A 25558-nucleotide genomic window follows, 5' to 3' on the forward strand; every position below is an offset into this window, starting at 1 on the left:
ATGTCGCTCGATATTCTCATCGTCGATGACGAAAAAGACATTCGCGATCTCGTTGCCGGCGTGCTGTCCGATGAAGGCTATGAAACGCGCACGGCGGAAAATAGCGATAGTGCGCTGGATGCCATCACCGACCGCCGGCCATCGCTTGTTCTTCTGGATGTCTGGCTGCGTGGATCGAAGATGGATGGCCTTGAAATCCTGAAGGAGGTCAAGGCTGCCGACCCCGATCTGCCGGTTATCGTTTTTTCCGGTCACGGAAATATCGACACGGCCGTTGCGGCGGTGGGCCTGGGGGCCATCGACTTTATCGAAAAGCCGTTTGAAGCCGAACGGCTCATTCATCTGGTCAATCGCGCCACCGAGACCGAGCGTCTGAAGCAGGAAAATGCTGCTTTGCGCGAGAAAGTCGGACAGGCGGAAGAGCTGACCGGCAATTCGAGCGCTATCAACAATGTTCGCGCGACGCTGAAGCGTGTCGCAGGCACCGGAAGCCGGCTATTGATTTCCGGGCCGGCCGGTGTGGGCAAGGAAGTTGCCGCCCGCCTTTTGCATGGCTGGAGCCCTCGCGCATCGGCGGCCTTTGTCACCGTCAGTGCGGCGCGCATGACGCCAGATCATGTCGAGGAAGAACTTTTTGGCATCGAGCGCGAAGGCAAGCTGGTGCAGGCCGGGCTGCTCGAACGGGCCCATGGCGGAACATTGTTCATCGATGAAGTGGCGGACATGCCGCTTACCACGCAAGGCAAAATCCTTCGGGTGCTGACCGATCAGAGTTTTATCCGTGTTGGTGGCAGTCGGTCCGTCCGTGTCGATGTACGCTTTGTCACGTCCACGGCCCGGAACCTGTCCGACGAGATCGAAGCCAAGCGTTTTCGCGAGGATCTATATTATCGCCTGAATGTCGTGCCAGTCGATCTGCCGCCGCTGATTGACCGGCGTGAGGACATTCCCGCGCTCGTTCGACATTTCGTGGCACGCTTTTCCAACGAACAGCGTGTCGTTCCGCCCGACATCACCGAAGAGGCGATGGCAGCGCTGCAGTCTTGCGAGTGGCCAGGAAATGTTCGGCAATTGCGCAACGTCATCGAACGCACGATCATTCTGGCGCCGGTCGAACGCCGAGAAAAGATTGAGCTCGACATGCTGCCGCCTGAGGTGATCGGAGAAGAAAATGGCGGCGGCGGCGCCATTACCAATCTGATGGGATCCCCCTTGCGAGAGGCGCGGGAGACCTTCGAGCGCGAATATCTTCGCGTGCAGATTCGGCGTTTCTCGGGGAACGTGTCGCGAACAGCCACGTTTATCGGCATGGAACGCTCGGCTCTTCACCGAAAACTCAAATTGCTCGGCATCTCCGATCGCAAGAAAGACGATGGTGAAGACTGACCGCGGAGGGCAACATCAAACCGTGATGTTTCACTAGGCATTTTTCATGCGAGAACTGATCTCGCCAAATTCGAGGGAACAATCGAATGGCAGAAACCAACAACGGCCTACAGGACCTATTCCTGAACGATTTGCGCAAGACCAAGACGCCGGTGACGATGTTTCTGGTCAAGGGCGTGAAGTTGCAGGGGATCATTACCTGGTTCGATAACTTCTCCGTCTTGCTACGACGGGACGGGCAAGCGCAGCTAGTCTACAAACATGCCATTTCCACTGTGATGGCGTCCGAGCCGCTTGATCTGGAGCCATTTGACAAGATGATGGCGTCCGGCACCCATCGTAAAGGCGTGCTGCAGGAGGTGTTCCTGCACGCCGTTCGCGATACTGCCGAACCGGTGACGATGTTCCTGGTAAACGGCGTGATGTTGCAAGGCACGATCCGGGCTTACGACCTTTTTTCCTTGTTGCTGGAACGCGAAAATATGTGCCAGCTTGTCTACAAGCATGCGATTTCGACCGTGCAGCCGCTGCAGCCGATCAGTTTGGCCGATTATAACCGAACCGATGAGGACGAAGATTGAGCGGCTTTTCGCTCGACCGCGAAGATGAATTTTCGCGCGGCGCTCGTACGGTTCTGGTCCTTCCGCAGATCGACCGGGATAGCAGCTTTGACGTTTCTGCGCGGCTGGAAGAGGGAAGGGGGCTTGCGCTTGCGATTGGTCTGAATGTAATTTCGTCTCACGCTTATCGCGTTCGTGCACCGCGCGCCGCGACCCTTCTAGGCGGCGGGCAGGTGGAAGAGATCGCGCAAATTGTCGCGGACGGTGAAGCAGAATTGCTGATCGTCGATGCGCAGTTGAGTGCCATCCAGCAGCGCAATCTGGAAGACAAGATTGGCGTCAAGGTGATCGACCGGACCGTTCTCATTCTCGAAATCTTCGGCGAGCGGGCCGCTACGGCGGAAGGTCGTCTTCAGGTGGAACTCGCGCATCTGGATTACCAGGCCGGTCGGCTGGTGCGAAGTTGGACGCATCTGGAGCGGCAGAGAGGCGGCTTCGGTTTTCTCGGCGGCCCCGGCGAGACCCAGATCGAGGCCGATCGGCGATTGATCCGCGACCGTATGGCAAAGCTGCGGCGCGAACTGGAAGATGTCCGGCGCACCCGCACATTGCATCGTGACCGCCGGCAGCGCGCGCCATGGCCGGTCATAGCGCTGGTCGGTTATACCAACGCGGGCAAGTCCACCCTGTTCAATCGACTGACGGATAGTGACGTCATGGCGGAAGACCTCCTGTTCGCGACACTCGATCCCACCATGCGCCAGATAGCCTTGCCGGGTCTCGACAAGGCGATCCTGTCCGACACGGTCGGTTTTGTGTCGGATTTGCCGACAGAGTTGATTGCTGCGTTCCGGGCTACGCTCGAAGAAGTCACCGCGGCGGACCTGATCGTTCATGTCCGCGATATCGCGCATGAAGAGAGCGAAGGGCAGCGTGACAATGTCATCGCGATCCTGAAAGATCTCGGCGTGAATGGGGAAGGGGAAGACGACCCCATTCCGATGGTCGAGGTCTGGAACAAGATCGACCTTCTGCCGGAAGAGCGGCGGGACGAATTGCACGCCATCGCCCAGTATGACGATAATGTGCTCATGATATCGGCTGCCGAGGGCACGGGCGTCGAGAATATGGCAGAGGCGTTGTCCGCGCGCCTCACCGAACATGATGTGGAGCGCAGTATCATTCTACCGTCAGCGGACGGCAAGATGCTTGCCTGGCTTCATGAAAATGGCCGCGTGATCGATCAACAGGTGCGCGGTGAGGATATGGTGATCGATGTCCGCATGTCGCTAAGGAACTGGGGCCGCTTTCGGCGCTTCGATCAGGATCTCGACGCCCGCTGAACCTCTTTCGCCGCTATCCACAGGTCGTCGAGGGAAGGCGCGTCCAGCGATGCCAGATCCTGTGTTGAACGGTCTTCCATAATCCGGAAACGCCCTTCAAACTTCTCCGTGGCTGACTTGAGAGCGGCTTCAGCATCTACCCCGTGATGGCGTGCGTAGTTGACTACTGAGAACAGCAGATCCCCAATTTCTTCCTGCACATCGGCAGGGGTGATGGCCGTTTCGACCTCGGCCAGTTCTTCGGTAATCTTTTCCCGCGCTCCAGATATATCGGGCCAGTCGAAACCGACCCGGGCCGCTCGTTTCTGTATCTTTTGCGCGCGCAGGAGAGCGGGAAGGGCGCGTGCAACTCCGTCCAGCGCGCCACTGGCTCCGCGTTCCGTCGCCTTGATCTCCTCCCAACGACGTTCCACCGATACAGGATCGGTGGCACCGTCCGCCGCAAAAATATGCGGATGGCGCCGGATCATCTTTTCGCAAATGGATTTGATCACATCGCAGATGGCGAAAGCACCCTGTTCCTCTGCGATCCGCGCATGAAACACAACCTGTAGCAAAAGGTCGCCCAATTCAGACTGTAGGTCTTCCATGTCCTGCCGATCAATGGCATCGGCCACCTCATAGGCTTCTTCTATCGTATAGGGCGCGATGCTGGCAAAATCCTGCGCAAGATCCCATTCGCAGCCATCTTCTGGATCGCGCAGGCGAGCCATGATGCTTAGCAGATCATTGAGCGATGAATTTGGACTGGTGGTCATCGAGCGCGATAATGCATATTATGTTAAACCAAGGATCAGTCGGATGAGCAGGAAAGCGGCTAGAAAGATGGCTATCCAGATCAGCGCTATTCTCAGCGCGCCTTTCATTGGCACGCGCCGCGCCACCAAAGCGCTGATGCACAAGACCAGCATACCGATCGCCCAGATCAGCTGCATGCCATAGCCGCCGCTCATCCCAGATCGATTTCCAGACCGTCATAAGCCGGCTCGACATGTTCCGGAAGTTCGGCGAGCAATGACAGATAATCCATCGACTGATCCAGATGGGTCAATACCGCGCGCTTGGGCTCCAGTTTGCGTATCCATCCCAGCACCTGATCAAGATGGGCATGGGTGGGATGCGGCCGACGGCGTAGGCAATCGACAATCCATAGATCCACATGCTTGAACAGCTTGGCATCTTCAGCCGGTAAATCATTGAAATCCGTGCAATAAGCTATGGACATGCCATCGATATCGAAGCGCATACCGGCAGATGTGATCGGTCCATGTGGCAGATCGACCGCCCGCACGCGGAAACCCGCTATTTCGTTATCATCGCCCAGCGCACCGACCTTGGCATAAGCTGGATAGCTGTTAAAACCCTGGAATGCATAGGGAAACCGATCGATAAGGATCTCTCGCGTACGGTCTCTGGCATATCCCTGCACCGTATCGCGATTGTTGAAATAGACCGAACGTAGCTCATCGATGCCATGACAGTGATCGGCATGCTCATGCGTCCACAGAACCGCGTCCAAAGTTGCGACCTGGGCGTCAAGAAGCTGCTCGCGCAGATCCGGGCCGGTATCTACAAGAATGCGCTTGCCCTGATGCTCGACAAGGATGGAGGCGCGGCGCCGGCGGTTCTTGGGATAATCCGGATCGCAATCACCCCAATCGTTGCCGATCCTGGGCACGCCGGAACTGGTACCGCATCCGAGAATTCTGACCTTCATCGCTGCGCCTTATTGAACAATCGATAGAAATTGTCGGACGTAGTTTCGGCCAGCGATTCCAGTGAGACGCCACGCAGTTCCGCTACATAGTTTGCCGTATCAACAACAAAAGCCGGTTCGCACGGCTTGCCGCGATGCGGCACTGGAGCAAGAAACGGGCTATCTGTCTCCACGAGCAGGCGGTCGGCCGGGACCGTTGCTGCCACCGCCTTCAATTCCTTGGCATTCTTGAACGTCACAATGCCGGAAATGGAAATATACAATCCCAGATCGAGCACTTTTTGTGCGAAATCGGCGCTGGCCGTGAAGCAATGGATCAGAGCGGGAAAAGCCCCCTTCCCCATTTCTTCGTTCAGGATAGCAAAGCTGTCATCCTCGGCCTCGCGCGTGTGAATGATCAAGGGCAGGCCAGTGTCGCGGGCAGCGGCAATATGGGCCCGGAAACCGCGCTTCTGCTGATCGCGGTCGCTATGATCATAATAATAATCGAGACCGCTTTCACCCAAAGCTATCACGCGCGGATGATCTGCACGCGCAACCAGTTTCGCCCGGTCCATGTCGGGATGCGCATCAGCTTCATGCGGGTGAATACCGATCGATGCCCACACATCCGCTTCGCGGGTGGCGGTGGCCACGACGGCGTCCCATTCGCTTTCACGAGTCGAGATGTTGAGCATGGCCGACACACCGCGAGCCCGCGCGGCCGCGAGCACTTCCGGCTGCCGATCGATCAGCCCTTCATAGTTCAGGTGGCAATGACTATCGACCAGCATCGGCAGCCTCCTCCAGTTCCAGCCGTGGGAAGATGCCGGTGGGCTTGTCCAATGCTGCACCGTCCCGCACACGCGTCTCGAACCATGCCATGCTGCCATCGAGATTCTGCCAATCGCGCTCGATCACGCCCATTTGATCGAGCAGCCTTGTGGCGGACTCCGGGATAACCGGGGCGATCGCGATCGCGAGCGTGCGAAGGCAGATGAACAGCTGATTGAGCACGGCCACCATGCGGTCAGGATCCGTTTTCTTTAGCGTCCACGGTGCCTGATCATCGACATACTGGTTGCACGCAAAGACCGCCCGCATCCATGCTTCAAGCCCTTGCGAGAATGCGAAGCGTTCAAATGCATCCGGAAGCTCTGTTCCGCAGGCCTGTTCCACCAGCGCGTAAAGTTCGCGATCAGCATCATTCTGTTGCCAATCTCTCGAAAGAACTCCGCCCAGGTTCTTGTGAATCATCGACAATGTTCTCTGCGCCAGATTGCCGAAGCTGTTGGCCAGATCGGCATTGGCGCGCGTGACAATGGCTTCATCGGAAATGCTGCCGTCTTGTCCGAAGCTGACATCGCGGATCAGGAAATAGCGAATGGCATCGGCGCCGAACCGGTCGACCAGGGCAATGGGATCGGTAACGTTCCCAAGCGACTTGGATTCCTTCTGTCCGCGGTTCAAGATAAACCCATGGGCATTGACCTGCTTGGGCAAAGCAACGCCGGAGCTCATCAAAATGGCAGGCCAGTAGACGGCATGGAAGCGCACGATATCCTTGCCGATAAGATGCACGTCGGCCGGCCAATATTTCGAGACGAGCCCCTCCGCGTCATCCGGAAAGCCGAGCCCGCTGAGATAATTGGTCAGGGCATCGATCCACACATACATGACATGCGCCGGGTCCCCCGGCACCTTCACGCCCCAATCGAAACTGGTTCTCGAGATGCTGAGATCGTTCAGACCGCCTTCGACAAAGCGAATAACTTCGTTGCGGCGGCTGTCAGGCTGGATAAATTCCGGCTGCTCTGCGTAGAGCTCCAACAGCTTTTGCTGATAGCTGGACAGCCGGAAGAACCAGCTTTCCTCCACGGTCCATTCGACTGGCGTGCCTTGGGGGGAAAGTTTCGTTTTGCCCTCCCCGTCCAGCAGTTCACCCTCCGCATAGAAGGCTTCATCGCGCACGGAATACCAGCCTTCATAGCGATCTCGGTACAGATCGCCCCGCGCCTCCATACGGCGCCAGATTTCCTGCGCAGCGACATGATTGGCTTCTTCGCTGGTGCTGATGAAGCGGTCGAAGGAGATCGCATAACACTCGCAAAGCTCGGTAAAATGCGGCGTCATTTCCGCAGCAAAGGCTGCAGGCTCCATGCCTTTTTCGCGCGCAGTCTTGACCATCTTCAGGCCGTGAACATCCACGCCGGTCTGAAATCGAACGTCATAGCCTTGCGAGCGACGAAAGCGGGCGATCACATCGGCGGCAACGCCCTCATAGGCATGGCCGATATGCGGCTTGCCATTGGGATAGTTGATCGCGGTGGTGATATAAAATGGGGTTCGGTCTGTCATTGCCGAGCATCCCTATGGGTTGATAGCCCTGCCAGCAACCGTGCCATGCGAAAAACCACAGACTGTTTGTCCAGCGTGAGAGGAATGGCGCGGGCAGCCAGATCGGTGGCCTCCCGCCAGGCATCGATAACCGGCGCCACGTCCGAAGGCTGCCGTTCCCGCGCAATTGCGGCGAAATAGGCCGGCGCCTGCTCCAGAAAGGCCAGATAGCGCTCATTCGCCGCCTTCAGTGACAGCTTCTGCGCGAGCGCCGAGCCCAGGCGTCCGCTACGGTCACCTTCCCGGTAAATCGTGCCGAGCTGCTGCGTTATATCAGCCATATCGAGACCATGCATGGCCAGCGCCCGTCCGGGAGAGCCTTCTGCTGCCAGAATGAGCGCTGAGCGTTCGGAAACTCCAAGGTCCGGCAATCTTTCCGACAGAAAGGCTTCCATTCGCTCTGTCGTCAACGGATCGAACCGCTGCACGCGGCAACGCGAACGAATGGTAGGAAGCAAGCGCTGCGGTGCGTGGGAGACGAGGAAAAACACCGTATTTTCAGGCGGCTCTTCGAGGTTCTTCAACAACGCATTGGCTCCGCCACGCTCCAGATCATCGGCGGCGTCGATGATGATCACACGCCGCGACGCAATCGCGGTTTTGGATCCAAGCAGCGGCTGCAATTGCCGTACCTGATCCACGCTGATGTTTCGCTTCAGATCCGTTTCATCGGTGACGTCTTCCAGATCCTGACCGTCTTTCTTTGGCAGGCGCTGTAGAATTTTCAGGTCTGGGTGCGATCCAGCGCGCATGAGCGCGGACGCCGGGCCGGTATCGGCGGAATCAAACCCATCCGCACCATCGCTGTCACTCAGAAGCAATCGCGCTGCTCGAACGGCGAAGCTTGCCTTGCCCATGCCCTTTGGTCCGCTGAGCAACCAGGCGTGATGCAACCGAGATTCGCTGAGACCGGCCAGAAGGGCTGCTTCGGCTGTGTCATGTCCAATAAAGTCTGCCATATCTCAGGAGATATAGTCGGACAGCGCCGACACCAAGGCCTCGGTCACTTGCTCTGGCGAGCCGGTGGCGGGCACAATGCAAAAGCGATCCGGATCGGCCGCGGCAAACCGGTTAAAAGCATCGCGCACGCGCTGGTGAAAGTCGCCGTCCCGGCCGCCGAACCGATCGCTCAGGCCGCCGTCCCGCATCGTGGCACGCCGATCGGCCTCCTCAGCCGGCAGTTCCAGCAAAAGCACGCAATCGGGCAGAAGACCGCCGCTGCCGATCCGATGAAGCGTCAGCAAGTCTTCGTCCGAAAGACCGGAAGCGCTCTGATATGCGCGGCTGCTATCGAGAAAGCGATCACTAATGACCCACTGCCCGCGTGCCAGCGCCGGCCTGATCAGCCGCGCGACGTGATCTGCCCGTGCCGCAGCAAACAGCAGCGCTTCGCCTTGTGGCGTCCAGCGATCCGCTTCACCGGAAAGCAGCAGATCGCGAACGGCCTCTGCTCCAGCAGTGCCGCCCGGTTCCCGGGTCGTCACCACATCCAGTCCCTTTCGGGAAAGCTCGGCGGCGAGCGCTTTCACCTGAGTGGACTTACCCGTCCCCTCACCTCCTTCGAGGGCAATGAAACGCCCGCGCCTCATCACGCGAAAAGGGACAGAAAACCGTTCCAGATGCGCGCAAACACTCCGGCTTCGCCAACCTCTTCGCCAGCCACCAGAGGCATGCGTTGCATGCTGCCATCCGCAGTGGTCACGATGAGTTCGGCCACCTTGGCGCCCTGTGCGATCGGGGCCTTTAACGGGCCTTCATATTGCACGGACAGCTTATAGTCTCCGCCTTGCGTAGCCGGCAGGGTGACGGCCAGATTGCGCGGCGCCACCAGCGGCACGCTGCGCGATCCGCCCTGCTGCACGGCGGCCGTGGCGACCTGCGCGCCCTTTTCGAACAGCGGCTTGGTCGTCCAGGCACCAAAGCCCCATTCCATGAAGGACACCGCCTCCTTGATGCGGCCATTATAGCTATCAAGACCGGCGATCACTTCGACCAGTCGGCGACCGTTCTGCTCTGCTGATCCGGTAAAGCCATAGCCGGCTTCTTCCGTATGGCCTGTTTTCAATCCGTCGGAGCCCTGCACCTTGCCGATCAGGGGATTGCGGTTGGGCTGCTTGATGCCCTGCCAGGTAAATTCATGCTGGCCATAAAATTCATTATAGAGGGCCGGATGCTCTTCAAACGTCGCCTTGGCGAGCGTCGCCAGATCGCGCGCTGTCACATACGTTACGCCTTCGTCCGGCCAACCATTGGCGTTGCCAAAATGGCTGTTCTTCATGCCAATGGCACGGGCCTTCTCGTTCATCATGCCAACGAACGCCTGCTCCGATCCAGCGAGGCCCTGTGCGAGCACCACGCTGGCGTCGTTGCCAGACAGGGTCACCACGCCGTGCAGCAACTGCCCGACGGAAACCTGTTCATTGACGCCGAGAAACATGGAGGAACCGCGGTTATTCCATTCGCGCCAAGTATCCTCGCGCACGCGGATCTTCTTGTCCTTGGACACCTTGCCGCTGTCGATCATGTCGAACGCCACCAGCACGGTCATCATCTTGGCCATGGACGCGGGCGGGATCCGCCTGTCGGCGTCTCGCGCATAAAGTTCGGCGCCGGAGCTTAGATCGACCATATAAGCGATCGGCGCCGCGCTGTCATAACTCGGCGCGGCAGCCGATGCGGGAACAGCCAGGGAAAGTGCGGCGGCAAGGGTAAGGAAAGAACGCATGAAATTCCGTTTGATCTGGTTGGCCGCCAGCGCGCCGGCAGCAGGGACGATTAGCGATTCACCAATCTGGCATCCGAATAGCCCGCACGGCGCGCCTCTTCCAGCCCTTCCCTTGCACCATGCTGATCAGGATAGGGGCCGAGGAGCACTTGCCAGATGCCCGATGGTGCCCGGTGCATCGATGCCCCCAGCTTCTCTGCGAGGAGCGCGGCGTAATCGTGGTTGGAAAAACTTGCCACCTGCACGGCAAAGCCAGTGGCCGAATGGATAGATGCGACAGGGCCGTCATTGGTCGGTTCATTCAGGCGCGCACGCAGCGAACGCAACTTTTGTTCAGGCAGCGTCGGTCGCGCGGCGGCCGCCCTGCCCGCGCGCAGCGCGGCGCGTTCACCCTCGTCGGGTTGAACGCGCTTGACCCGCACAGGCGCCACCCCGGCAGCTTGAATGCCCAATATCCGCGCAGCTCCCTCGGACAGATCGATAATGCGCTCGGGCAGAAAGGGGCCACGATCGTTCACGCGCACCAAGATGGTGCGTCCGGTATCGAGCGAGGTCACCTCGACATAGCTGGGCAGCGGCAGGGTCCGGTGGGCGCCACTGATGGCATTGCGCCGAAAGGCTTCTCCGCGCGCCGTTGGCCGCCCCTCATGATCACGCCCATACCAGCTCGCATATCCCACCGCGTCATAATCCGCATCGTCCACGGGCACATAGGTTGCACCGCGCACGGTATAGGGATGGCCGATTTTTACCGGATAGTCGCTGACCGGCTTGTCCGCGATTTTCGAGGGCCCGGTTCCGCCCGAGCAGGCGCCCAGAAGCAGCAATAAACCGGCGCTGAACGCGATTTCAAGGCTGTATCTGACTCGCAAGCAGGCCAACTCCCATGGCGTAGAAATTCGAGCAATTATAATCCAGGATCGCGCGATAATTCTGCGTCAAAAGATAGGCCGTATTGCCTGGGCCATCGGGCTCCAGCAACGTCGCCAGAATTTGCTCTTTTTCCTGTGGCCAATAGCCTTGCTGGGCACGAAAGCCGAGGCGATCCCACTCCGCCAATGTCATCCAGCGGCTATGTCGCTCGAATACGCGTGGGCAACGGGTCGGGACGGTCTTGTTGCGGTAGGCTTGCCGGTCGAAACCTGACGGCACATCGACGGCCACGCCCCATGGGCGATCACGCCGCCAGCCCGCCGCCACCAGATAATTGGCGATCGACGCCATGGCGTCGGCTTCGCTATCCCAGATGTCGGCAAAACCATCGCGGTCCTCGTCGACTGCCAGGCGAAGATAGACGGACGGCAGGAATTGCGGTTTGCCCATGGCGCCCGCCCAGCTGCCCGTGAGCTTGTACCGTGGTACGCCGCGATCAACCATTTTCAGCGCGGCGACCGCTTCGCTTTCGAACAAGGCACGGCGGCGACCTTCATAGGCCAGTGTCGCCAGAGCGCCGATGGTATCAAAATTGCCGGTGTAGCTGCCAAAATTGCTTTCCTTGCCATAAATGGCAAGGATGATGCCCGGCGGCACGCCCAATTCACGTTCGATCTGATCGAGTTGCGGCTGCAACTGCCGGTATTTGTCGCGGCCCGGCCCGGCTTTGCCGACAATGGCACGCTGTTCGTCCGATCCTGTGAACATCGGGATGGGGCCACTGCCCCCGCCGCCGCTTGCCCGCTGATCGATGCTGATGGCGGTTTCGCTGAACTCCAGCGTCGGCAGCACGCGGTCGAGCGTCTGTGCGCTGACGCCATCAGCCAAAGCAGCAGCACGCAGCTGCGGCAAGTAAGCCTGAAAGCCAGTTGCGTCCTGTGCCAGGACCGGCTGGGAGCCTGCCAGAAAAAGCGACCCGAAACAGGCGGCGGCTAAGATAATGTTACGCGGCATGAGCATTCCTTCTGCGCCAATCGAACACAGGCGCATGCGTCTTCTTGCACGGATCAAGGCAATGGCAAACCGCAAATGGACCGATCGCATGCACGGCTGGCCGCGGGACTTTGCAAGCGCCCCAGACCAAGCTATGGGGCTCCCGCCGGAAGGGTGGCAGAGTGGTCGAATGCAGCGGTCTTGAAAACCGCCGTGGGTGCAAGCTCACCGTGGGTTCGAATCCCACCCCTTCCGCCACTCTTCAATCCGCATTGACCCATTGTCGTCCGCAAACCGCGCGACAAGACTGACGAGCTGGCCGATAGGAACAACCTGTTTCTTCATGTGACCGCCAAGGGGTATAAGATCTTCCACTACACATACCGATAAGACGGCAAAGAGCAGTGCCGGTCATCGGCGCATTTCCGGACGTAGGATGGAGCGATGCGCGCGAGGCGATGGATAATGCGCGCAAGCTGCTGAAGGAAGGGTGCAGCCCGAAGCACGCCATCGCCAAGAAGCACCTGATTGGAGAAATGAGCTTCCACTAAAGCTTCGAGAGAATTGCGCGCCGCTATATGCGCAGCATCAAGCGCGACCTGATCCCCGAACCGGCGTATGTGGTGCTGGAAGGCATCAACTTTTCCGTCCTTTTGCGAGGGTCGGCCTCTCATCGGACGTGGATGAACATCAGGGGCCACCTCGCAAGCGCCGCGCGAAGACCACAGTATCGCACCGGCGGATTGTACCGGGCATAGTTTGAACATCGTCGTGGCTGTCTAAACTTCGCAAGGACCAACCAGCCATGTCGCCTGCCGCAGCCCACCAGTCCGCTTGGGGTTGGTGGACAGGGCATCAGACAAGGACAGGCCTGCGGCGGGCTTGCGGTCTTCAGATATGCCGGAATGGAGCCCACCGAAATGCGCCATAGCTTCCACACCAAACTCCCAATTGCCCTATGCTTTTCGGGTGCCCTTGCTGCCTGTGCAGGGCAAACCAATGCGTCCTCCGAAACGCATGGCGTGGCGACTGGCGCGCTGGACCAGGTCGATATTGCCAGCATGCCTTTGCCCAGTGGTGCGCGGCTGCTCAGTGCGACATATACGCCTTCCGGCAAGGTGCTGGTGACACTCGACAGCGGCGGCGATGAGGGCGGTGAACAGGGGCGCTCCATCAACCTCGCCACGGCCAATGATGACGGCAGCGAGATGCGGTCTTTCTTTTCGGGCAACATTCCCGAACGCCCGCTGGACAACGGCTTGCGGTACATGGTCTTTCCCGACAACCGCCGCATATTTATCGGTGATTTTGTAATCGAATGCTCGACATCGCTCGAAACTTGTAGTGACGCGCGCCTTCTTCCTGTCGCCTATCCAGCCGAGATCGCTAGTGGCGCCCATGTCGCCTATCGATGGTCCGAAATGGTTGTCGCCCCGGACAATCGCTCCGTTGCCTGGACCACGCTGCTGGCAAACTATTCCGCCATGGTTTTCGTCGGAGAATTGCTCCTGAAAGATGACGGATATGTAATTACCAAGACGCAGATCGTGAGCACGATCAATCCGTTCTCCGCCGATCCGGAGCATCCCGATGGCGTCATCCCGCAAACAGTCCGTGGCGGCGAGGTGAAACAGTTCATGCACGGCGGCACGTCGCTTTCGCTTGCCGGACTCCTGCAGCGCGACATCGCCGATTCCGTGGTCCATCATCTTGCGACGGGTGAAATGGAAGCCGTTACCCTGACCCCAGGGTATACCGAAACCACCATATTTTCGCCGGACGAGCGACTTGGCGTCACCATGACCACGCGATTTTCGCCGCGCAGCGATCCCGCCATATTTGGACTGGTGCCTCGCCCCTATCCCGATAGCCTTAATATAAACCTCAACATGCTCGCCTATAGTTATGGCGTAACCGGCGTACGGAGGCAGAGGGCGGGCAATATCGGTCCTGCGTTGATCGACATCGAACGGTCCAAGATCGGCGGTACCGATTATCATGGCACCAACCTCAACAGCGATCCGGAATGGGTCTATAATTCGCCGTTATCATGGCACCCGAGCAGCACGCGGGCCATGTGGATCGAGCAAAATCGCGATACCGGAAAGCGGCGAATTCAGGTCATGCACATCCCTGAATACAGGCCAGGGAAAACGGTTGCGGCCAAGCCCACGCCAACCAGCCTTCCATATGCCATTACCGATTTATCCGTTGCCAAAAGCTATGCGCGCTCCGGCCAGGACATTGACGTCAAGGTGTATGGAAAAGCTTCCGGATATATCAGCTATCAACGTGGCGCCGGATTGGTCAGAAAAACCTATGTTGATTTCAGCGACGATGGCACTTCCGTTTATTCGGGCACTGAGACGACCAAAGCCAATCCCCGTGCGAATTCGACCTATTCGGCGGACATGACGCTTTCCGGACCGAAGCCCGGGCGCATGCGTTTGTCGGTCACCTTTGGGCCCATTACCGGCGATTTGCCGGCGAAGATCCTTTTCGACAAGGGAGACGACGGCAAGCGGATCTCAGCAGGATTTGCCGAATATGATGGACGCCGATTGCAGCTATCAGACCTGCAACCATGACACCGCTGATTGGCGACCATGCGCAGGCGCTCTTGAGCGCGCGCCTCATCGGCGGAAAAGCTGCAACCGATCATCGTTTCGTAGGATGCGAAACCAGAAGATCGATCATCCTTTTTTTCAGAGCCTTGCTAGCCTGACCTCCTGTTTTACGACGAGACTGAACCATCGCGATGACCAATGACCCGACAGCCGAATGGGCCGGCCCGCTTGCCGGCATCCGTGTGCTGGACTTCTCACGCGTGCTTGCCGGCCCTGCGGCATCGCTGGCGCTGGCAGACCTTGGCGCGGAAATCATCAAGATCGAACCGCCGGGCACAGGGGACGAGACTCGCACCTTTCCCCCGATGCGGGGCGGCGAGAGCCATTATTTCCTGGGCAATAATCGCGGCAAGAAAAGCATCGTCATCGATCTGAAAACCACCCAAGGGGTCAAACTGGCGCGCGATCTGGCCAGCCGCTGTGATATTCTCGTGGAGAATTACCGCCCTGGCGTGATGGACCGCCTGGGCCTTGGCTACGACGTCCTTTCCGCGCTCAATCCGCGCCTGATCTATTGCGCCATCTCCGGCTTCGGCATGACCGGGCCGCTGCGCGACCGCCCCTCGTTCGACATTGTGGCGCAGGCGCTATCGGGCGTGCTCAGCGTGAATGGCGAGAAAGATTCGCTGCCGGTCAAGCTGGGTTTGCCGATGGGTGATCTGGTTGGCGGAATCAACGGACCGATCGGGATTCTGGCCGCGCTGCACGAGCGGCACAGCACCGGGCGCGGTCGGCTGATCGATGTCAGCCTGATGGACGGCCTTATCGGGCTGCTGGGATATATCGCCCAACTGAGTTTCTTCACCGGAGAAGACCCGAAGCCGCAAGGCTCCCAGCATGCCAATCTGGTGCCCTATGGCGCCTTCCCGGCCAAGGATGGCGCAATCATCATCGCTTGCCTGACCAACAGTTTCTGGACACGCATCTGTGACGCGCTGGGCTTCCCCGAAGCTGGCCCGGACCCGGCTTATGACAGCGCAGAAAAGAGGCGCGATCTGCGCGATCAGGTGAACGCCATGATTGCCGCCAAGACCGAGACGAAAACGATCGACGAACTCGTCACCATCTTTACCGAGCATCAGGTGCCGCACGCGCCGATCCTGGGGGTCGGCGACGCCCTGCGGCAGCCGCAGGCTGTTGCGCGCGAGATGGTGGTGGAAGCCGATCATCAGACGCTCGGCAAGATTCCGATCGTTAATCGCCCGATCAAGTTTCCCGGACATCCTCAGCCAAAACCGACCGCCCCACCAACATTGGGCCAACACACGAATGAGATTCTCGGGGATATCCTTGAGCTGGATCCGGGTGAAATCGCGGAACTGCGCAAGACGAATATCATCGCCTGATTGCGTTCCATACCCGCATCACGGCTGTGCATGGCCGCCACGGTTTCCTGCTGTAGGGGCAACGACTGGGCCGCGATAAGATCGCATCCAGACCGTTGCATTGCCGGATCAAAAAATCATACTAATTGCAGGCTTTGTTCCCTGCGCCCGGCAAGGTGATGAAGCTGATCGACGTACCAGGGATTTGAACCGATCCCACGGCATCCTTACCCTCCAGTCCCGCCAAGGTTTCGTCCGCCAATAGTTCAGGCAGATGTCCGTTGATCGACACCGTCTTCGCGGTCGTCTCAGCTGCCGTCATGGTCCAGCTTTGCGCGCCTGGCCCCGTGATCAGTCGGTGCCGTTCTTCTCCAAGATTGATCACAGCCACGGTCACGCCGCCCGGCTTGCCCTTCTGGCATTGCGCATAAAGTTTCAGGTCACGCGATGGCGATTCCGGCGACGCCAGAACCGTTTGGCCCATGGTCCTGTCCCAGAGCAGCGCGGCCCAGTAATTTGGCCGCGGTGCAAAATTTTCATCATCCAAAAGTGCATAATCCGAAGCTGCAAGGGTGTTGTGAAAGATCACATCGACGCCATTTTGGGCATGCAGCGCCATCTGATTGACATAGCGAAAACTGTCGAGAAAGCTGGATGCCCATGGACTGCCACCGCAAGCGGCCTGTGCCGTCTCCGTTATCCAAATCGGATCGCCAGGTTCATAGGCATCCCGCAACTTGCGTATGTAGACGAGGTCTACGAGACTGCCGTCTAGCCACGCTGGCGTCAGTGCATCTTCCTGTTTCGCGGGCTTCAGGCGTGAGCGGCCGGCGCAACGCTGCGAGATCGTGCCGTAGAAATGATAGGATACGCCGTCCAGCATGCCGGAAATGCTCGGCATCACATCCTTGCTGAAGATGATCGACGTGCCTTTCATCGCCACCGGTACTTCGTCTCCATTGGAGCCCTCGTTCACATTGCCAATGCCAAAGATTTTCGCCTTGGGCAGCGCCTTGCGAACCCAGTCGTGAAAGATACGGAAATCGCGAACATAGTCGGTAGCACCATAGTTTTTGGGCAGACTGGATAGGAAGGCAGCGTTGGGTTCATTGAAAAACTCGACGGCGGCGATGGTCCCGCCCTCCTGTTTCGTCAGATCCGCCAGACGTTGCGCTTGATCGGTGTTCCAGATGCCGTCTTCGTCGCGAGCGCCTGGGCCGACGGCGAAGCTCAACATGATGGGTGCATCGACGGCTTTGGAAAACGCGATGACCTCGCGCCACTGATCCCGTGTCAGAATACCGTCATAGCCATCCGGTGCTTCGCTGATGTGTTCACCTTCGAGGGGCAGATAGGTCTTGTTGGCCCAAGTCCCGCTGACGCGCATATAGGCTGGCGAAAGTTGCCGCGTGAGCGCACGCAATTTGGGATCGCCAAGCGCGATCGGCGGGCGCATGCGATACACCTCGTCTTCCGGTCCGCCATATGGTGCCCAGAAACGACCGCCGGTCACTTCGACCATCTCGACATTGTAGGATTGAAACCGCTCGTCGACCTGCCCAATGGCGGGCAAGGATGCATAGGGACCGGCCTGCGCCATAGGCGGTGCAACCTTCTCTTCGGCCTTTGGTACCGCTGCGCATCCGGCGAGCATGGCTGCCAGAACCGCCGCGGGCCCTATATGGTACATTGGGCTTTTCATGACCGGCTCTCCCAGGCGTGGCGCGCGCAAATGCGCCGACTTGTTTGGGAAATCCTATGCGCGTTTGCGCCGCCTGGTTAGACCCCAGGAATCTCATCGCCGGGCCGATACATAGCGGCATTGACCGGCGGAATAGCGCCACGCTGCTGTACGACCCAGCTCGCCAGTTTATTCCCGGCTCTGGCGGCCTCGATCCGAGACTTTCCATGCAGGCGCGCGGCCAGATATCCGCCATTGAACGCGTCTCCCGCGCCCGAGGTGTCCGTGGGCTGCTCTATCGCCTGGTCCGGCGCCAACATTGCGCCATCGACCAAGGCGCCCTGCCGACCGGCTTTTACAACAATTTCTGCTACGCCGTGATCGTGCCAATGGGCCGCGACCGACGCATGATCGCTCGCGATGCCGAGGGCGATATCATCGTCCATCGTTGGCAGGCCGATAGAGACGCAACGCAGGGCGCGCCCGTGCCATAAGCGGGCTTCTTGCGCACTGCCCCAAAGCTGTGGCCGATAATTATTGTCAAAAGCCACCGCCTTTCCGGCCGCACGGACTTCGCCAAGCGAATCCAGTAAAGCTTGCCGGTCGGGTTCGGCTAAAATTGCCAGACTGATGAGGGAAAAATAAATGAGATCGGCGGACATCAGGGCTTTCCTCAGCGCCTGTTCGTCCGCGAGCTGCATCATTAACGTCGCCGCACTGTTTTTGCGCCGATAGGTAAATGTGCGCTCACCATGCGCATCGACAGCAATAAAATACACACCGCAATCTGCCTGTGCGGTACGCGACACATAATCGAGCTGCAGTCCCTCGCCCTGCCATTCCCCAAACAAATAATCGCTGAACGCCCCCAGCCCCAAAGCGCTGAATAACGCGCTACCGAACCCAAACCGCGCGAGATGAATTGCGGTGTTGACGACGTCACCCCCATGCGCACGCTGCCAGCCTCCAGCGCTATCCTGGCGAAATTCTACCATCCCCTCGCCAATGGCCAGTACGCGCATCACCAATTCCACATGGTTCCGTCTGATAGACGGGCAACCGGCAAATAGGCGGGCTTATAGGGATATTTCGCCGCCAGATTCTCATCGATGTCAACGCCATGGCCAGGCGTTTCGCCGCAGACCAGATATCCATCCTCAAAACGGTAATCATGGGGGAACACGGCATCCGTTTCTTCGCTGTGCCGCATATATTCCTGAATGCCGAAATTGGGCACCCAGCTATCGAAGTGCAGCGCGGTGCCCATGGTCACCGGCGAGAGATCGGTGGCGCCGTGACAGCCGGTGCGTACCTGATACAATGCCGCCAGATCAGCAATCCGCCGCAGATGGGTGATGCCGCCAGCCCCTACGATCGTGGTGCGAATATAGTCGATCAACTGGTTCTGGATCAGATCCTTGGCATCCCAGATGCTGTTGAATATTTCCCCCACGGCCAGCGGCGTAACGGTGTGCTGACGGATCAGCTTGAACGCTTCCTGATTCTCGGCCGGCGTCACGTCTTCAAGCCAGAACAGCTGGAACGGCTCGAGCATCCTGCCCAGATTGGCCGCCTCCTGCGGGGTATAGCGATGATGGCCATCGTGCAGAAGATGATGATCGAAGCCATAGGTATCGCGCAGCTTTTCAAACAATTTCGGCACGTGATTCAGGGCCTTGCGCGTGTCCCAGCCAGTCTCGCTCGGCAAGGCGGCATCGGCAGGCTCGTAATAAAGTTTGCCGCGGCCCACGCCATACGCATCCTTGATGCCCGGCACGCCGGTCTGTGCGCGGATCGCCTTGTACCCCATGTCGATATAGTCGCCGACGGCATCCACCGTCTCTGCGATATCGCTGCCATTGGCGTGACCATAGACCATGACGCGGTCACGGCTTCTGCCACCCAATAACTGATACAAAGGCATGCCCGCCATCTTAGCCTTGATGTCCCATAGCGCCACATCCACCGCCGCGATCGCGCGCATGGTGACCGGGCCACGCCGCCAATAAGCACCGCGGTACAGATACTGCCAGATATCCTCGATCCGGCGGGGATCCTTGCCAATCAGCGTGGGAAGCACATGATCTTCCAGATAAGATACCACGGACAGCTCGCGCCCATTCAGGGTCGCGTCGCCGATGCCATAGACAGCTTGATCGGTTTCAATCTTCAACGTGACGAAGTTGCGGCCGGGGCAGGTCGTGATCACCCGGGCATCGGTAATCTTCATAGCGGCGATCTCCTGTTGGTAGGCGTCACTTCTGGTGTCGGACAATCTTTACTAGATTGGTCTGACACTATCTGGCAAGGAACTTGAGACAGGAGAGGAGCAAATGATGACGAAGCTGTCACTGCATGAGGACCGGCTGCTGCCAGCGGATGCGTCTGTTCGCGCGCTTGCACGGGACCTGTATCGCTCCGTTGCCGATCTGCCGATCATCAGTCCGCACGGGCATACCGATCCGATGTGGTTCGCCACCAATGCCAACTTCACCAACGCCACCGATCTGTTGCTGGTGCCGGACCATTATGTGCTGCGGATGCTGTATAGTCAGGGCATTGCGATGGACGCGCTGGGCGTGCCCGGTAAAACCGGCGCGGCGGCCGATCCGCGCGAGGCGTGGCGGTTGTTTGCGGCCAATTATCATCTGTTTCGCGGCACGCCATCGTGCATGTGGCTGGACTGGGTGTTTGCCGAGCCCTTCGGCATGGACGTACGGCTGGAGGCCGAGACGGCGGATCTCTATTTCGATACCATCGGTGACAAGCTGGCGCAGGATGACTTCACGCCCCGCGCGCTGTTCGATCGGTACAATATCGAGGTGATCGCCACCACCGAAGCGCCGACCGATCCGCTGCAGCATCATCAGGCGATCCGGGACAGCGGGTGGAAAGGCCGGGTCATCACCGCCTACCGCCCTGACCCCGTCGTCGATCCCGAGTTCGAGGGCTTTCTGCACAATCTGGATGTGTTTTCCGAATTGAGCGGAAAGGATGCGCGAAGCTATGACGGCTATCTCGCCGCGCATCGCGAGCGGCGGTCTTTCTTTGCGCAGATGGGCGCAACCTCCACCGATCACGGCCATCCTACCGCCCGTACCGCCGATCTGTCCGACAGCGAGGCGCGGGCGCTGTTCGCGCGCGTGACCGGTGGTGCTCCCAGCGCTGCCGATGCCGAGCTGTTTCGCGCGCATATGCTGACGGTGATGGCGGGCATGAGCGTGGAGGACGGGCTGGTGATGCAGCTGCATCCGGGCGCCTTTCGCAACCATAATCCGTGGCTGTTCGATCAATATGGCCGCGACAAGGGCGCGGATATCCCGATGCGCACCGAATATGTCGCAGCGCTGCGCCCACTGCTTGCCAGATATGGCAATGATCCGCGGCTCACGCTGATCCTGTTTACGCTGGACGAGACCAGCTACAGCCGCGAACTGGCCCCGCTTGCGGGCCATTATCCGGCGCTGAAGCTGGGCCCGGCATGGTGGTTCCATGACAGCCCGGAGGGGATGCGTCGGTTCCGCGAGAATATGACGGAGACCGCGGGCTTCTACAATACGGTGGGGTTCAACGACGACACCCGCGCCTTCCTGTCGATCCCCGCCCGCCATGATGTCGCGCGGCGCGTCGATTGCGGTTTTCTGGCACGGCTGGTGGCCGAACATCGGTTGGAGGAATGGGAGGCGGCAGAGCTGGCGGCCGACCTGGCCTATAATCTGGCCAAACAGGCTTATAAACTGTGAGGCTGAGCCGCGACACGCAGGAGCAGCTGCCCGCCGATGTGGTACGCCCCGGCTATGATGTGGCCGCCACCCGCACCGGGATCGTGCATCTGGGTATCGGCGCGTTCCACCGCGCGCATCAGGCGGTCTATACCGATGATGCCATGGCGATGGCGGGCGGCGACTGGCGCATCATCGGCGTATCGCTGCGCAGCGATACGGTACGCGATCAGCTGGCACCGCAGGATGGTCTCTATACCGTCACGCAGCGCAGCGCCGATGCGCCGCAAACCCGCCTGATCGGTGCGATCGCGCAGGTGATCGTAGCCCCCGAAGAGCCGGAGGCGGTGATTACGGCGCTGGCAGATCCGCAGACGCGGATCGTGACACTGACGGTGACGGAAAAAGGCTATTACCAGACGGCGGAAGGCGGTCTGGACATCGATCACCAGGCCATCGCGGGCGAGCTGGCCGGCGGCAAACCGGTAACGATCTACGGCTTCCTGGCCCGCGCCCTGCAGCGCCGGCGCGCGGCCGATGCGGGCGGCGTCACCCTGCTCAGTTGCGACAATCTGTCGGAAAACGGCCAGCGTCTGCGCGCGCTCCTGCTCGATTTTCTGGAGCGGAACGATTCGGGTCTGGCGCAATGGACCGCCGACCACTGCTCCTTCCCCAGCTCCATGGTCGACCGTATCGTGCCGGCCACCACCGATGCCGATCTGGAATCGCTCACCGGGCGCATCGGCATGCAGGATAAGGGCGCGGTCTTCACCGAACCGTTTACCCAGTGGGTGATCGAGGACCGGTTCGCCGCCGGACGGCCCGCATGGGAGCAGGCGGGCGCGCAGATGGTGGCCGATGTCCGGCCCTTTGAAACCGCCAAACTGCGCATGTTGAATGGCGCCCATTCGGCGCTGGCCTATATCGGCCTGCTCAACGGCCATGACTATGTCCATCAGGCGGTGAACGACCCTGCGATCCGTCCGCTGATCGAGCGGCTCCTGCTGGAGGAAGCGGCCCCCACCATCGATGCTGCCGAGGGACAGGATCTGGAAGCCTATGCCGCCGATCTGCTGGCCCGCTTCGAAAACCCGGCGCTCAACCATCGGCTGATTCAGATCGCCATGGATGGATCGCAGAAAATCCCGCAGCGCTGGCTGGAAACGCTCCGCCATCATCAGGTCGAAGGACGCCGTTGCCCGGCCATTCTGCGCGCGCTGGCCGCGTGGATCATCCATGTGCGCGGCGCTCGCCATCAGGTCGACGATCCGATGGCCGATCAGCTGGCAGCGCTCTGGCAACGCCATGGCACGGACGGCATCGCGGCGGCGCTGTTCGGGGAGGAAGGTCTGTTCGCGCAGCGCTTTATTGCGGACGATGACACCATAGACCTGCTGCGCCAGCACGTCGCGAAGGATAGCCAGGGTGGCTGACTGGAACAGGCGCGCGGTTCTGAAGCGAGGAGGCGCGCTGGCGGCTGCCGGATCGATCCTCCCGTCATTGGCTGGCTGCGGCATTCTGGGCCACCCCCTGCTGGCGGCTGACAGCCAGCCAAATGGTTATCCGACGGTCGAGGCACTGCGGTTTTTTGCCAGGGACTTGGCGAGCCGCACCGATGGCCGCCTGAACGTACAGGTCTATCCGTCGGAAACGCTGGGCAGTCAGAATGACAGTATGGAACTTGCCCAATTTGGCGGCGTGGACTTCATCCGTCTCAACATGGCCCCGTTGAACGTGCTCGTTCCGGAAACGAGCGTGCCCGCCCTTCCCTTTTTATTCCGCTCTATCCAACATATGCGCACGGTAATGGACGGTCGGATTGGCCGCGAAATTCTGGATGCGCTGGCAGGCTATGGCCTGATCGGGCTGGCCTTCTACGACAGCGGGGCACGGTCCATTTATACCGTCGATCGGCCGATCCACACACCATCCGATATGCGCGGGCTGAAAATCCGCGTGCAGACGTCGGATCTTTTCGTTGCGATGATCGAAGCGATGGGCGGGAACGCTACCCCCATGGCCTATGGCGAGGTTTATCAGGGGCTCGTGCAGGGCGTTATCGACGGGGCGGAAAACAACTTTCCCTCCTACGAAAGTTCCCGGCATTTCGAACCGGCTCCGGTCTACAGCCTGACGCGCCACGTCATGGCGCCAGAGGTGTTCGCCATGTCGCTGCGCAGCTGGAACAAGCTGTCATCCATAGACCAAGCGCATGTACGCGCCTCGGCGCAGGCTTCCGTCCCGGTGATGCGGAAATTATGGGACGATCAGGTGGCGACTTCCCGCAACATTCTGGACAAGGCCGGCGTGCAGATCTTTGCCGATATCGACCGGCCCGCCTTTGCCGCTCGCATGGAGCCGGTGTGGGATCGGTTCGCCGACCAGCCGCGACTGCGTCAGATGGTGGAGGATATTCGCGCATCCGGTCCATTCGAGGAAAATGACGATGATTGATCGCCTGGTCCTCGGCATCAGCCGAACCCTGTTGCTGGGATCCGCCATCGCGCTGGCGTTGATGATGGTCATTCTGTGTTGGCAGGTGCTGGCCCGCTATCTGCTCGGCAACAGCCCGGCCTGGGCGGAACAATCGGCGCTGCTACTGATGATCTGGATGACCTTTCTGGGTACTGCGTCCGGCATCGCCAGCGGTTTTCACATACGTATCGCGGAAGGCGTAACCAGCCTGCCGCCACCTTGGCATAGCCGCGCGGTGGCGGTCGCCAACCTTCTGATCATGCTGGCCGGAATGATGATCCTCTGGTTCGGTGTCGTCCTTGTCACCGAAACCTGGAATAATGCCGTGCCCACTCTGCCGCTCTCCCGCGGCATGGTGTATATCGTGATTCCGATATCCGGACTGCTCATAGCGTTGTTCGCGTGCCATCATCTGGTGCGCGGCGAGGAAACGGGCGGAAGCCTGGGCAGCGCATGACCACGATCCTGCTTCTCCTGCTTTTGCTGGCGGTTCTGTTATATCTCGGACTGCCCGTTGCGCTGGCCCTGTTCCTGTCTGCATCGGCCATTCTGGTCGCGCTCGACATTCCTCTGGTGGTCGCCGTGCAGCGCATGTCGGCCGGGGTCAATGTCTTCACGCTGATGGCGATCCCGTTGTTCATTCTGGCTGGGGAAATGATGACGCAGGCGGGCATCGCCCGGCGCATGGTGCGCCTCTCCGAGAATCTCCTCGGCCCTGCCCCGGGCGGGCTCGGCCAAGTCACCATCCTGTCCTCCATGCTATTCGGCGCCGTCTCGGGCTCGGCTCTTGCCAGTGCTTCCGCGATGGGCTCCGCACTGGGCCCGGAGATGCGCAACCGGGGATATGACGCAGACTTTACCGTGAACGTATCGACCACCGCGTCGATCACTGGTCTGCTCATCCCGCCGTCCCATAACATGATCATCTATGCCACGGCGGCGGGTGCAGGAATTTCAATCGGCGATCTGTTTATCGGCGGCGTCATTCCGGGAGTCGTAACTGGTATTGCATTGATGGTTGTGGCCGCGATTATTGCCACCCGGCGTGGTTATCCACGAGGCAGTTTTCCAGGCTTAGGTCCACTTCTGCGATCGGCAGCCGCTGCTTTTCCCGGCATTTTGACCGCGCTCATTATCCTCATCGGCATCTTGGCCGGCATTTTCACCCCCACGGAGAGCGCTGCGATCGCCTGCGCATACACGCTCCTCGTGGGTATGTTTCTCTACCGCGAGCTCAACTGGCAGCGGCTGAAGCTTGCCTTCATCAACAGCGCGCGCACCACGGTGATGGTGATGTTTATCATCGCCGCCGCGTCGCTGTTCGGTTGGATCCTTGCCGTACTCAAGGCGCCGGAACAGCTTGCCGAGTTTCTGGCACCCGCCATGGTCAGCCCTGCCCTCACGCTGCTGGTGATCGCCGCCATGCTGCTGCTTCTGGGTACTTTCATGGACATGGCGCCGCTGATCCTCATCACGACGCCCATCTTCCTGCCGATCGCCACCTCCGTCGGCATGGACCCGGTGCAATTCGGCGTCATGCTCATGTTGGCGCTTGGCATCGGCTTGTTGACGCCGCCTGTCGGATCGGTGCTGTTCGTCGGCTGCGCAGCGCAGGGTATTCCCATGGGGCAGGCGTTGAAGACCATCTGGCCTTTCTATCTGGCCCTTCTGGTGGCGCTGATGCTGGTCACCTTCGTTCCTGCTCTCACCCTTTGGCTTCCCACGCTATTTGCATGACGCCCGCTACTGACGCAT

At 59.7% G+C, this 25558-nt stretch carries 24 protein-coding genes and 1 tRNA gene; 12 read left to right on the top strand and 13 right to left on the bottom strand.

The window, feature by feature from the left end; genetic code table 11:
* The 3 genes from ntrX (at nucleotide 1) to hflX (ending at nucleotide 3289) form a co-directional block, all read left to right on the top strand.
* A complete protein-coding gene (gene ntrX / locus G410_RS0111300) occupies nucleotides 1-1386 on the top strand; it encodes a nitrogen assimilation response regulator NtrX (RefSeq protein WP_022673766.1) in 1386 nt (461 codons plus the stop codon).
* An 86-nt stretch (nucleotides 1387-1472) separates the two neighbouring features.
* A complete protein-coding gene (gene hfq, locus G410_RS0111305; protein ID WP_022673767.1) occupies nucleotides 1473-1967 on the top strand; it encodes an RNA chaperone Hfq in 495 nt (164 codons plus the stop codon).
* Entirely contained in the window at nucleotides 1964-3289 is a 1326-nt protein-coding gene (gene hflX, locus G410_RS0111310) for a GTPase HflX (RefSeq protein ID WP_022673768.1), read from the top strand. The genes hfq and hflX overlap by 4 nt, the downstream gene beginning before the upstream one ends.
* Here hflX and mazG read toward each other — a convergent pair.
* Genes mazG through G410_RS0111360 form a run of 10 tightly spaced genes read right to left on the bottom strand, consistent with a single transcriptional unit; the run spans nucleotide 3268 to nucleotide 11994 of the window.
* Nucleotides 3268-4047: a nucleoside triphosphate pyrophosphohydrolase gene (gene mazG, locus G410_RS0111315; protein ID WP_022673769.1), complete on the bottom strand. Its 780-nt coding sequence runs from the start codon at nucleotides 4045-4047 to the stop codon at nucleotides 3268-3270. The genes hflX and mazG overlap by 22 nt on opposite strands.
* Nucleotides 4048-4065: 18 nt before the next feature.
* Nucleotides 4066-4242, bottom strand: a complete 177-nt coding sequence (locus tag G410_RS18010; protein WP_022673770.1) for a hypothetical protein — start codon at nucleotides 4240-4242, stop codon at nucleotides 4066-4068.
* A complete protein-coding gene (locus tag G410_RS0111325; RefSeq protein WP_022673771.1) occupies nucleotides 4239-5006 on the bottom strand; it encodes an MBL fold metallo-hydrolase in 768 nt (255 codons plus the stop codon). Before G410_RS0111325 ends, G410_RS18010 begins: the two co-directional genes overlap by 4 nt.
* Complete coding sequence (locus G410_RS0111330; protein WP_022673772.1) at nucleotides 5003-5779, bottom strand: TatD family hydrolase; 777 nt, start codon at nucleotides 5777-5779, stop codon at nucleotides 5003-5005. The genes G410_RS0111325 and G410_RS0111330 overlap by 4 nt, the downstream gene beginning before the upstream one ends.
* Complete coding sequence (metG, locus tag G410_RS0111335) at nucleotides 5766-7343, bottom strand: methionine--tRNA ligase (protein WP_022673773.1); 1578 nt, start codon at nucleotides 7341-7343, stop codon at nucleotides 5766-5768. Before metG ends, G410_RS0111330 begins: the two co-directional genes overlap by 14 nt.
* On the bottom strand, nucleotides 7340-8341 hold the full coding sequence (locus tag G410_RS0111340) for a DNA-directed DNA polymerase (protein ID WP_022673774.1): 1002 nt from the start codon (nucleotides 8339-8341) through the stop codon (nucleotides 7340-7342). The genes metG and G410_RS0111340 overlap by 4 nt, the downstream gene beginning before the upstream one ends.
* Nucleotides 8342-8344: 3 nt before the next feature.
* A complete protein-coding gene (gene tmk, locus G410_RS0111345) occupies nucleotides 8345-8971 on the bottom strand; it encodes a dTMP kinase (RefSeq protein ID WP_022673775.1) in 627 nt (208 codons plus the stop codon).
* Nucleotides 8971-10107, bottom strand: a complete 1137-nt coding sequence (locus tag G410_RS0111350) for a D-alanyl-D-alanine carboxypeptidase family protein (protein WP_022673776.1) — start codon at nucleotides 10105-10107, stop codon at nucleotides 8971-8973. Before G410_RS0111350 ends, tmk begins: the two co-directional genes overlap by 1 nt.
* Before the next feature lie 50 nt (nucleotides 10108-10157).
* Nucleotides 10158-10979 carry an SPOR domain-containing protein gene (locus G410_RS17455; protein ID WP_245559349.1) on the bottom strand — a complete coding sequence of 274 codons (822 nt, stop codon included), beginning with the start codon at nucleotides 10977-10979 and terminating at the stop codon, nucleotides 10158-10160.
* A complete protein-coding gene (locus G410_RS0111360) occupies nucleotides 10957-11994 on the bottom strand; it encodes a lytic murein transglycosylase (RefSeq protein ID WP_051137282.1) in 1038 nt (345 codons plus the stop codon). The genes G410_RS17455 and G410_RS0111360 overlap by 23 nt, the downstream gene beginning before the upstream one ends.
* A gap of 147 nt (nucleotides 11995-12141) precedes the next feature.
* On the opposite strand from G410_RS0111360, the gene G410_RS0111365 reads away from it, so the two are divergent.
* The 4 genes from G410_RS0111365 to G410_RS0111380 all read left to right on the top strand — a co-directional run bounded on the left by G410_RS0111365 (nucleotide 12142) and on the right by G410_RS0111380 (nucleotide 15946).
* Nucleotides 12142-12231: transfer RNA gene (locus G410_RS0111365), tRNA-Ser, on the top strand.
* 146 nt (nucleotides 12232-12377) lie between these two features.
* On the top strand, nucleotides 12378-12524 hold the full coding sequence (locus G410_RS18015) for a hypothetical protein (RefSeq protein ID WP_022673779.1): 147 nt from the start codon (nucleotides 12378-12380) through the stop codon (nucleotides 12522-12524).
* Nucleotides 12525-13097: 573 nt separating this feature from the next.
* Nucleotides 13098-14561 (top strand): hypothetical protein, encoded by a 1464-nt coding sequence (locus G410_RS16500; RefSeq protein WP_156851939.1) that lies wholly within the window; start codon nucleotides 13098-13100, stop codon nucleotides 14559-14561.
* A gap of 170 nt (nucleotides 14562-14731) precedes the next feature.
* Nucleotides 14732-15946 (top strand): CaiB/BaiF CoA transferase family protein, encoded by a 1215-nt coding sequence (locus G410_RS0111380; RefSeq protein ID WP_022673781.1) that lies wholly within the window; start codon nucleotides 14732-14734, stop codon nucleotides 15944-15946.
* Nucleotides 15947-16067: 121 nt separating this feature from the next.
* Here G410_RS0111380 and G410_RS16505 read toward each other — a convergent pair whose 3' ends face one another.
* From G410_RS16505 to manD, 3 genes are all read right to left on the bottom strand, one after another.
* A complete protein-coding gene (locus G410_RS16505) occupies nucleotides 16068-17525 on the bottom strand; it encodes a hypothetical protein (RefSeq protein WP_156851940.1) in 1458 nt (485 codons plus the stop codon).
* A gap of 179 nt (nucleotides 17526-17704) precedes the next feature.
* On the bottom strand, nucleotides 17705-18640 hold the full coding sequence (locus G410_RS0111390; protein WP_156851941.1) for a sugar kinase: 936 nt from the start codon (nucleotides 18638-18640) through the stop codon (nucleotides 17705-17707).
* Nucleotides 18628-19836: a D-mannonate dehydratase ManD gene (gene manD / locus G410_RS0111395; RefSeq protein WP_022673784.1), complete on the bottom strand. Its 1209-nt coding sequence runs from the start codon at nucleotides 19834-19836 to the stop codon at nucleotides 18628-18630. The genes G410_RS0111390 and manD overlap by 13 nt, the downstream gene beginning before the upstream one ends.
* Nucleotides 19837-19939: 103 nt before the next feature.
* Between manD and uxaC the strand changes: the two genes are divergently transcribed.
* The 5 genes from uxaC to G410_RS0111420 are packed head-to-tail and all read left to right on the top strand — an operon-like array spanning nucleotide 19940 to nucleotide 25540.
* Nucleotides 19940-21349, top strand: coding sequence for a glucuronate isomerase (uxaC, locus tag G410_RS0111400; RefSeq protein ID WP_022673785.1), 1410 nt, complete (start codon nucleotides 19940-19942; stop codon nucleotides 21347-21349).
* Nucleotides 21346-22761, top strand: coding sequence for a mannitol dehydrogenase family protein (locus G410_RS16510; RefSeq protein ID WP_022673786.1), 1416 nt, complete (start codon nucleotides 21346-21348; stop codon nucleotides 22759-22761). The genes uxaC and G410_RS16510 overlap by 4 nt, the downstream gene beginning before the upstream one ends.
* Nucleotides 22754-23782: a TRAP transporter substrate-binding protein gene (locus tag G410_RS16515; protein WP_051137275.1), complete on the top strand. Its 1029-nt coding sequence runs from the start codon at nucleotides 22754-22756 to the stop codon at nucleotides 23780-23782. Before G410_RS16510 ends, G410_RS16515 begins: the two co-directional genes overlap by 8 nt.
* A complete protein-coding gene (locus G410_RS16520; RefSeq protein ID WP_051137276.1) occupies nucleotides 23775-24260 on the top strand; it encodes a TRAP transporter small permease in 486 nt (161 codons plus the stop codon). Before G410_RS16515 ends, G410_RS16520 begins: the two co-directional genes overlap by 8 nt.
* Entirely contained in the window at nucleotides 24257-25540 is a 1284-nt protein-coding gene (locus tag G410_RS0111420) for a TRAP transporter large permease (protein ID WP_022673789.1), read from the top strand. The genes G410_RS16520 and G410_RS0111420 overlap by 4 nt, the downstream gene beginning before the upstream one ends.
* Nucleotides 25541-25558 lie beyond the last annotated feature (18 nt).

The organism is Novosphingopyxis baekryungensis DSM 16222, from assembly GCF_000420305.1.
GTDB lineage: Bacteria > Pseudomonadota > Alphaproteobacteria > Sphingomonadales > Sphingomonadaceae > Novosphingopyxis > Novosphingopyxis baekryungensis.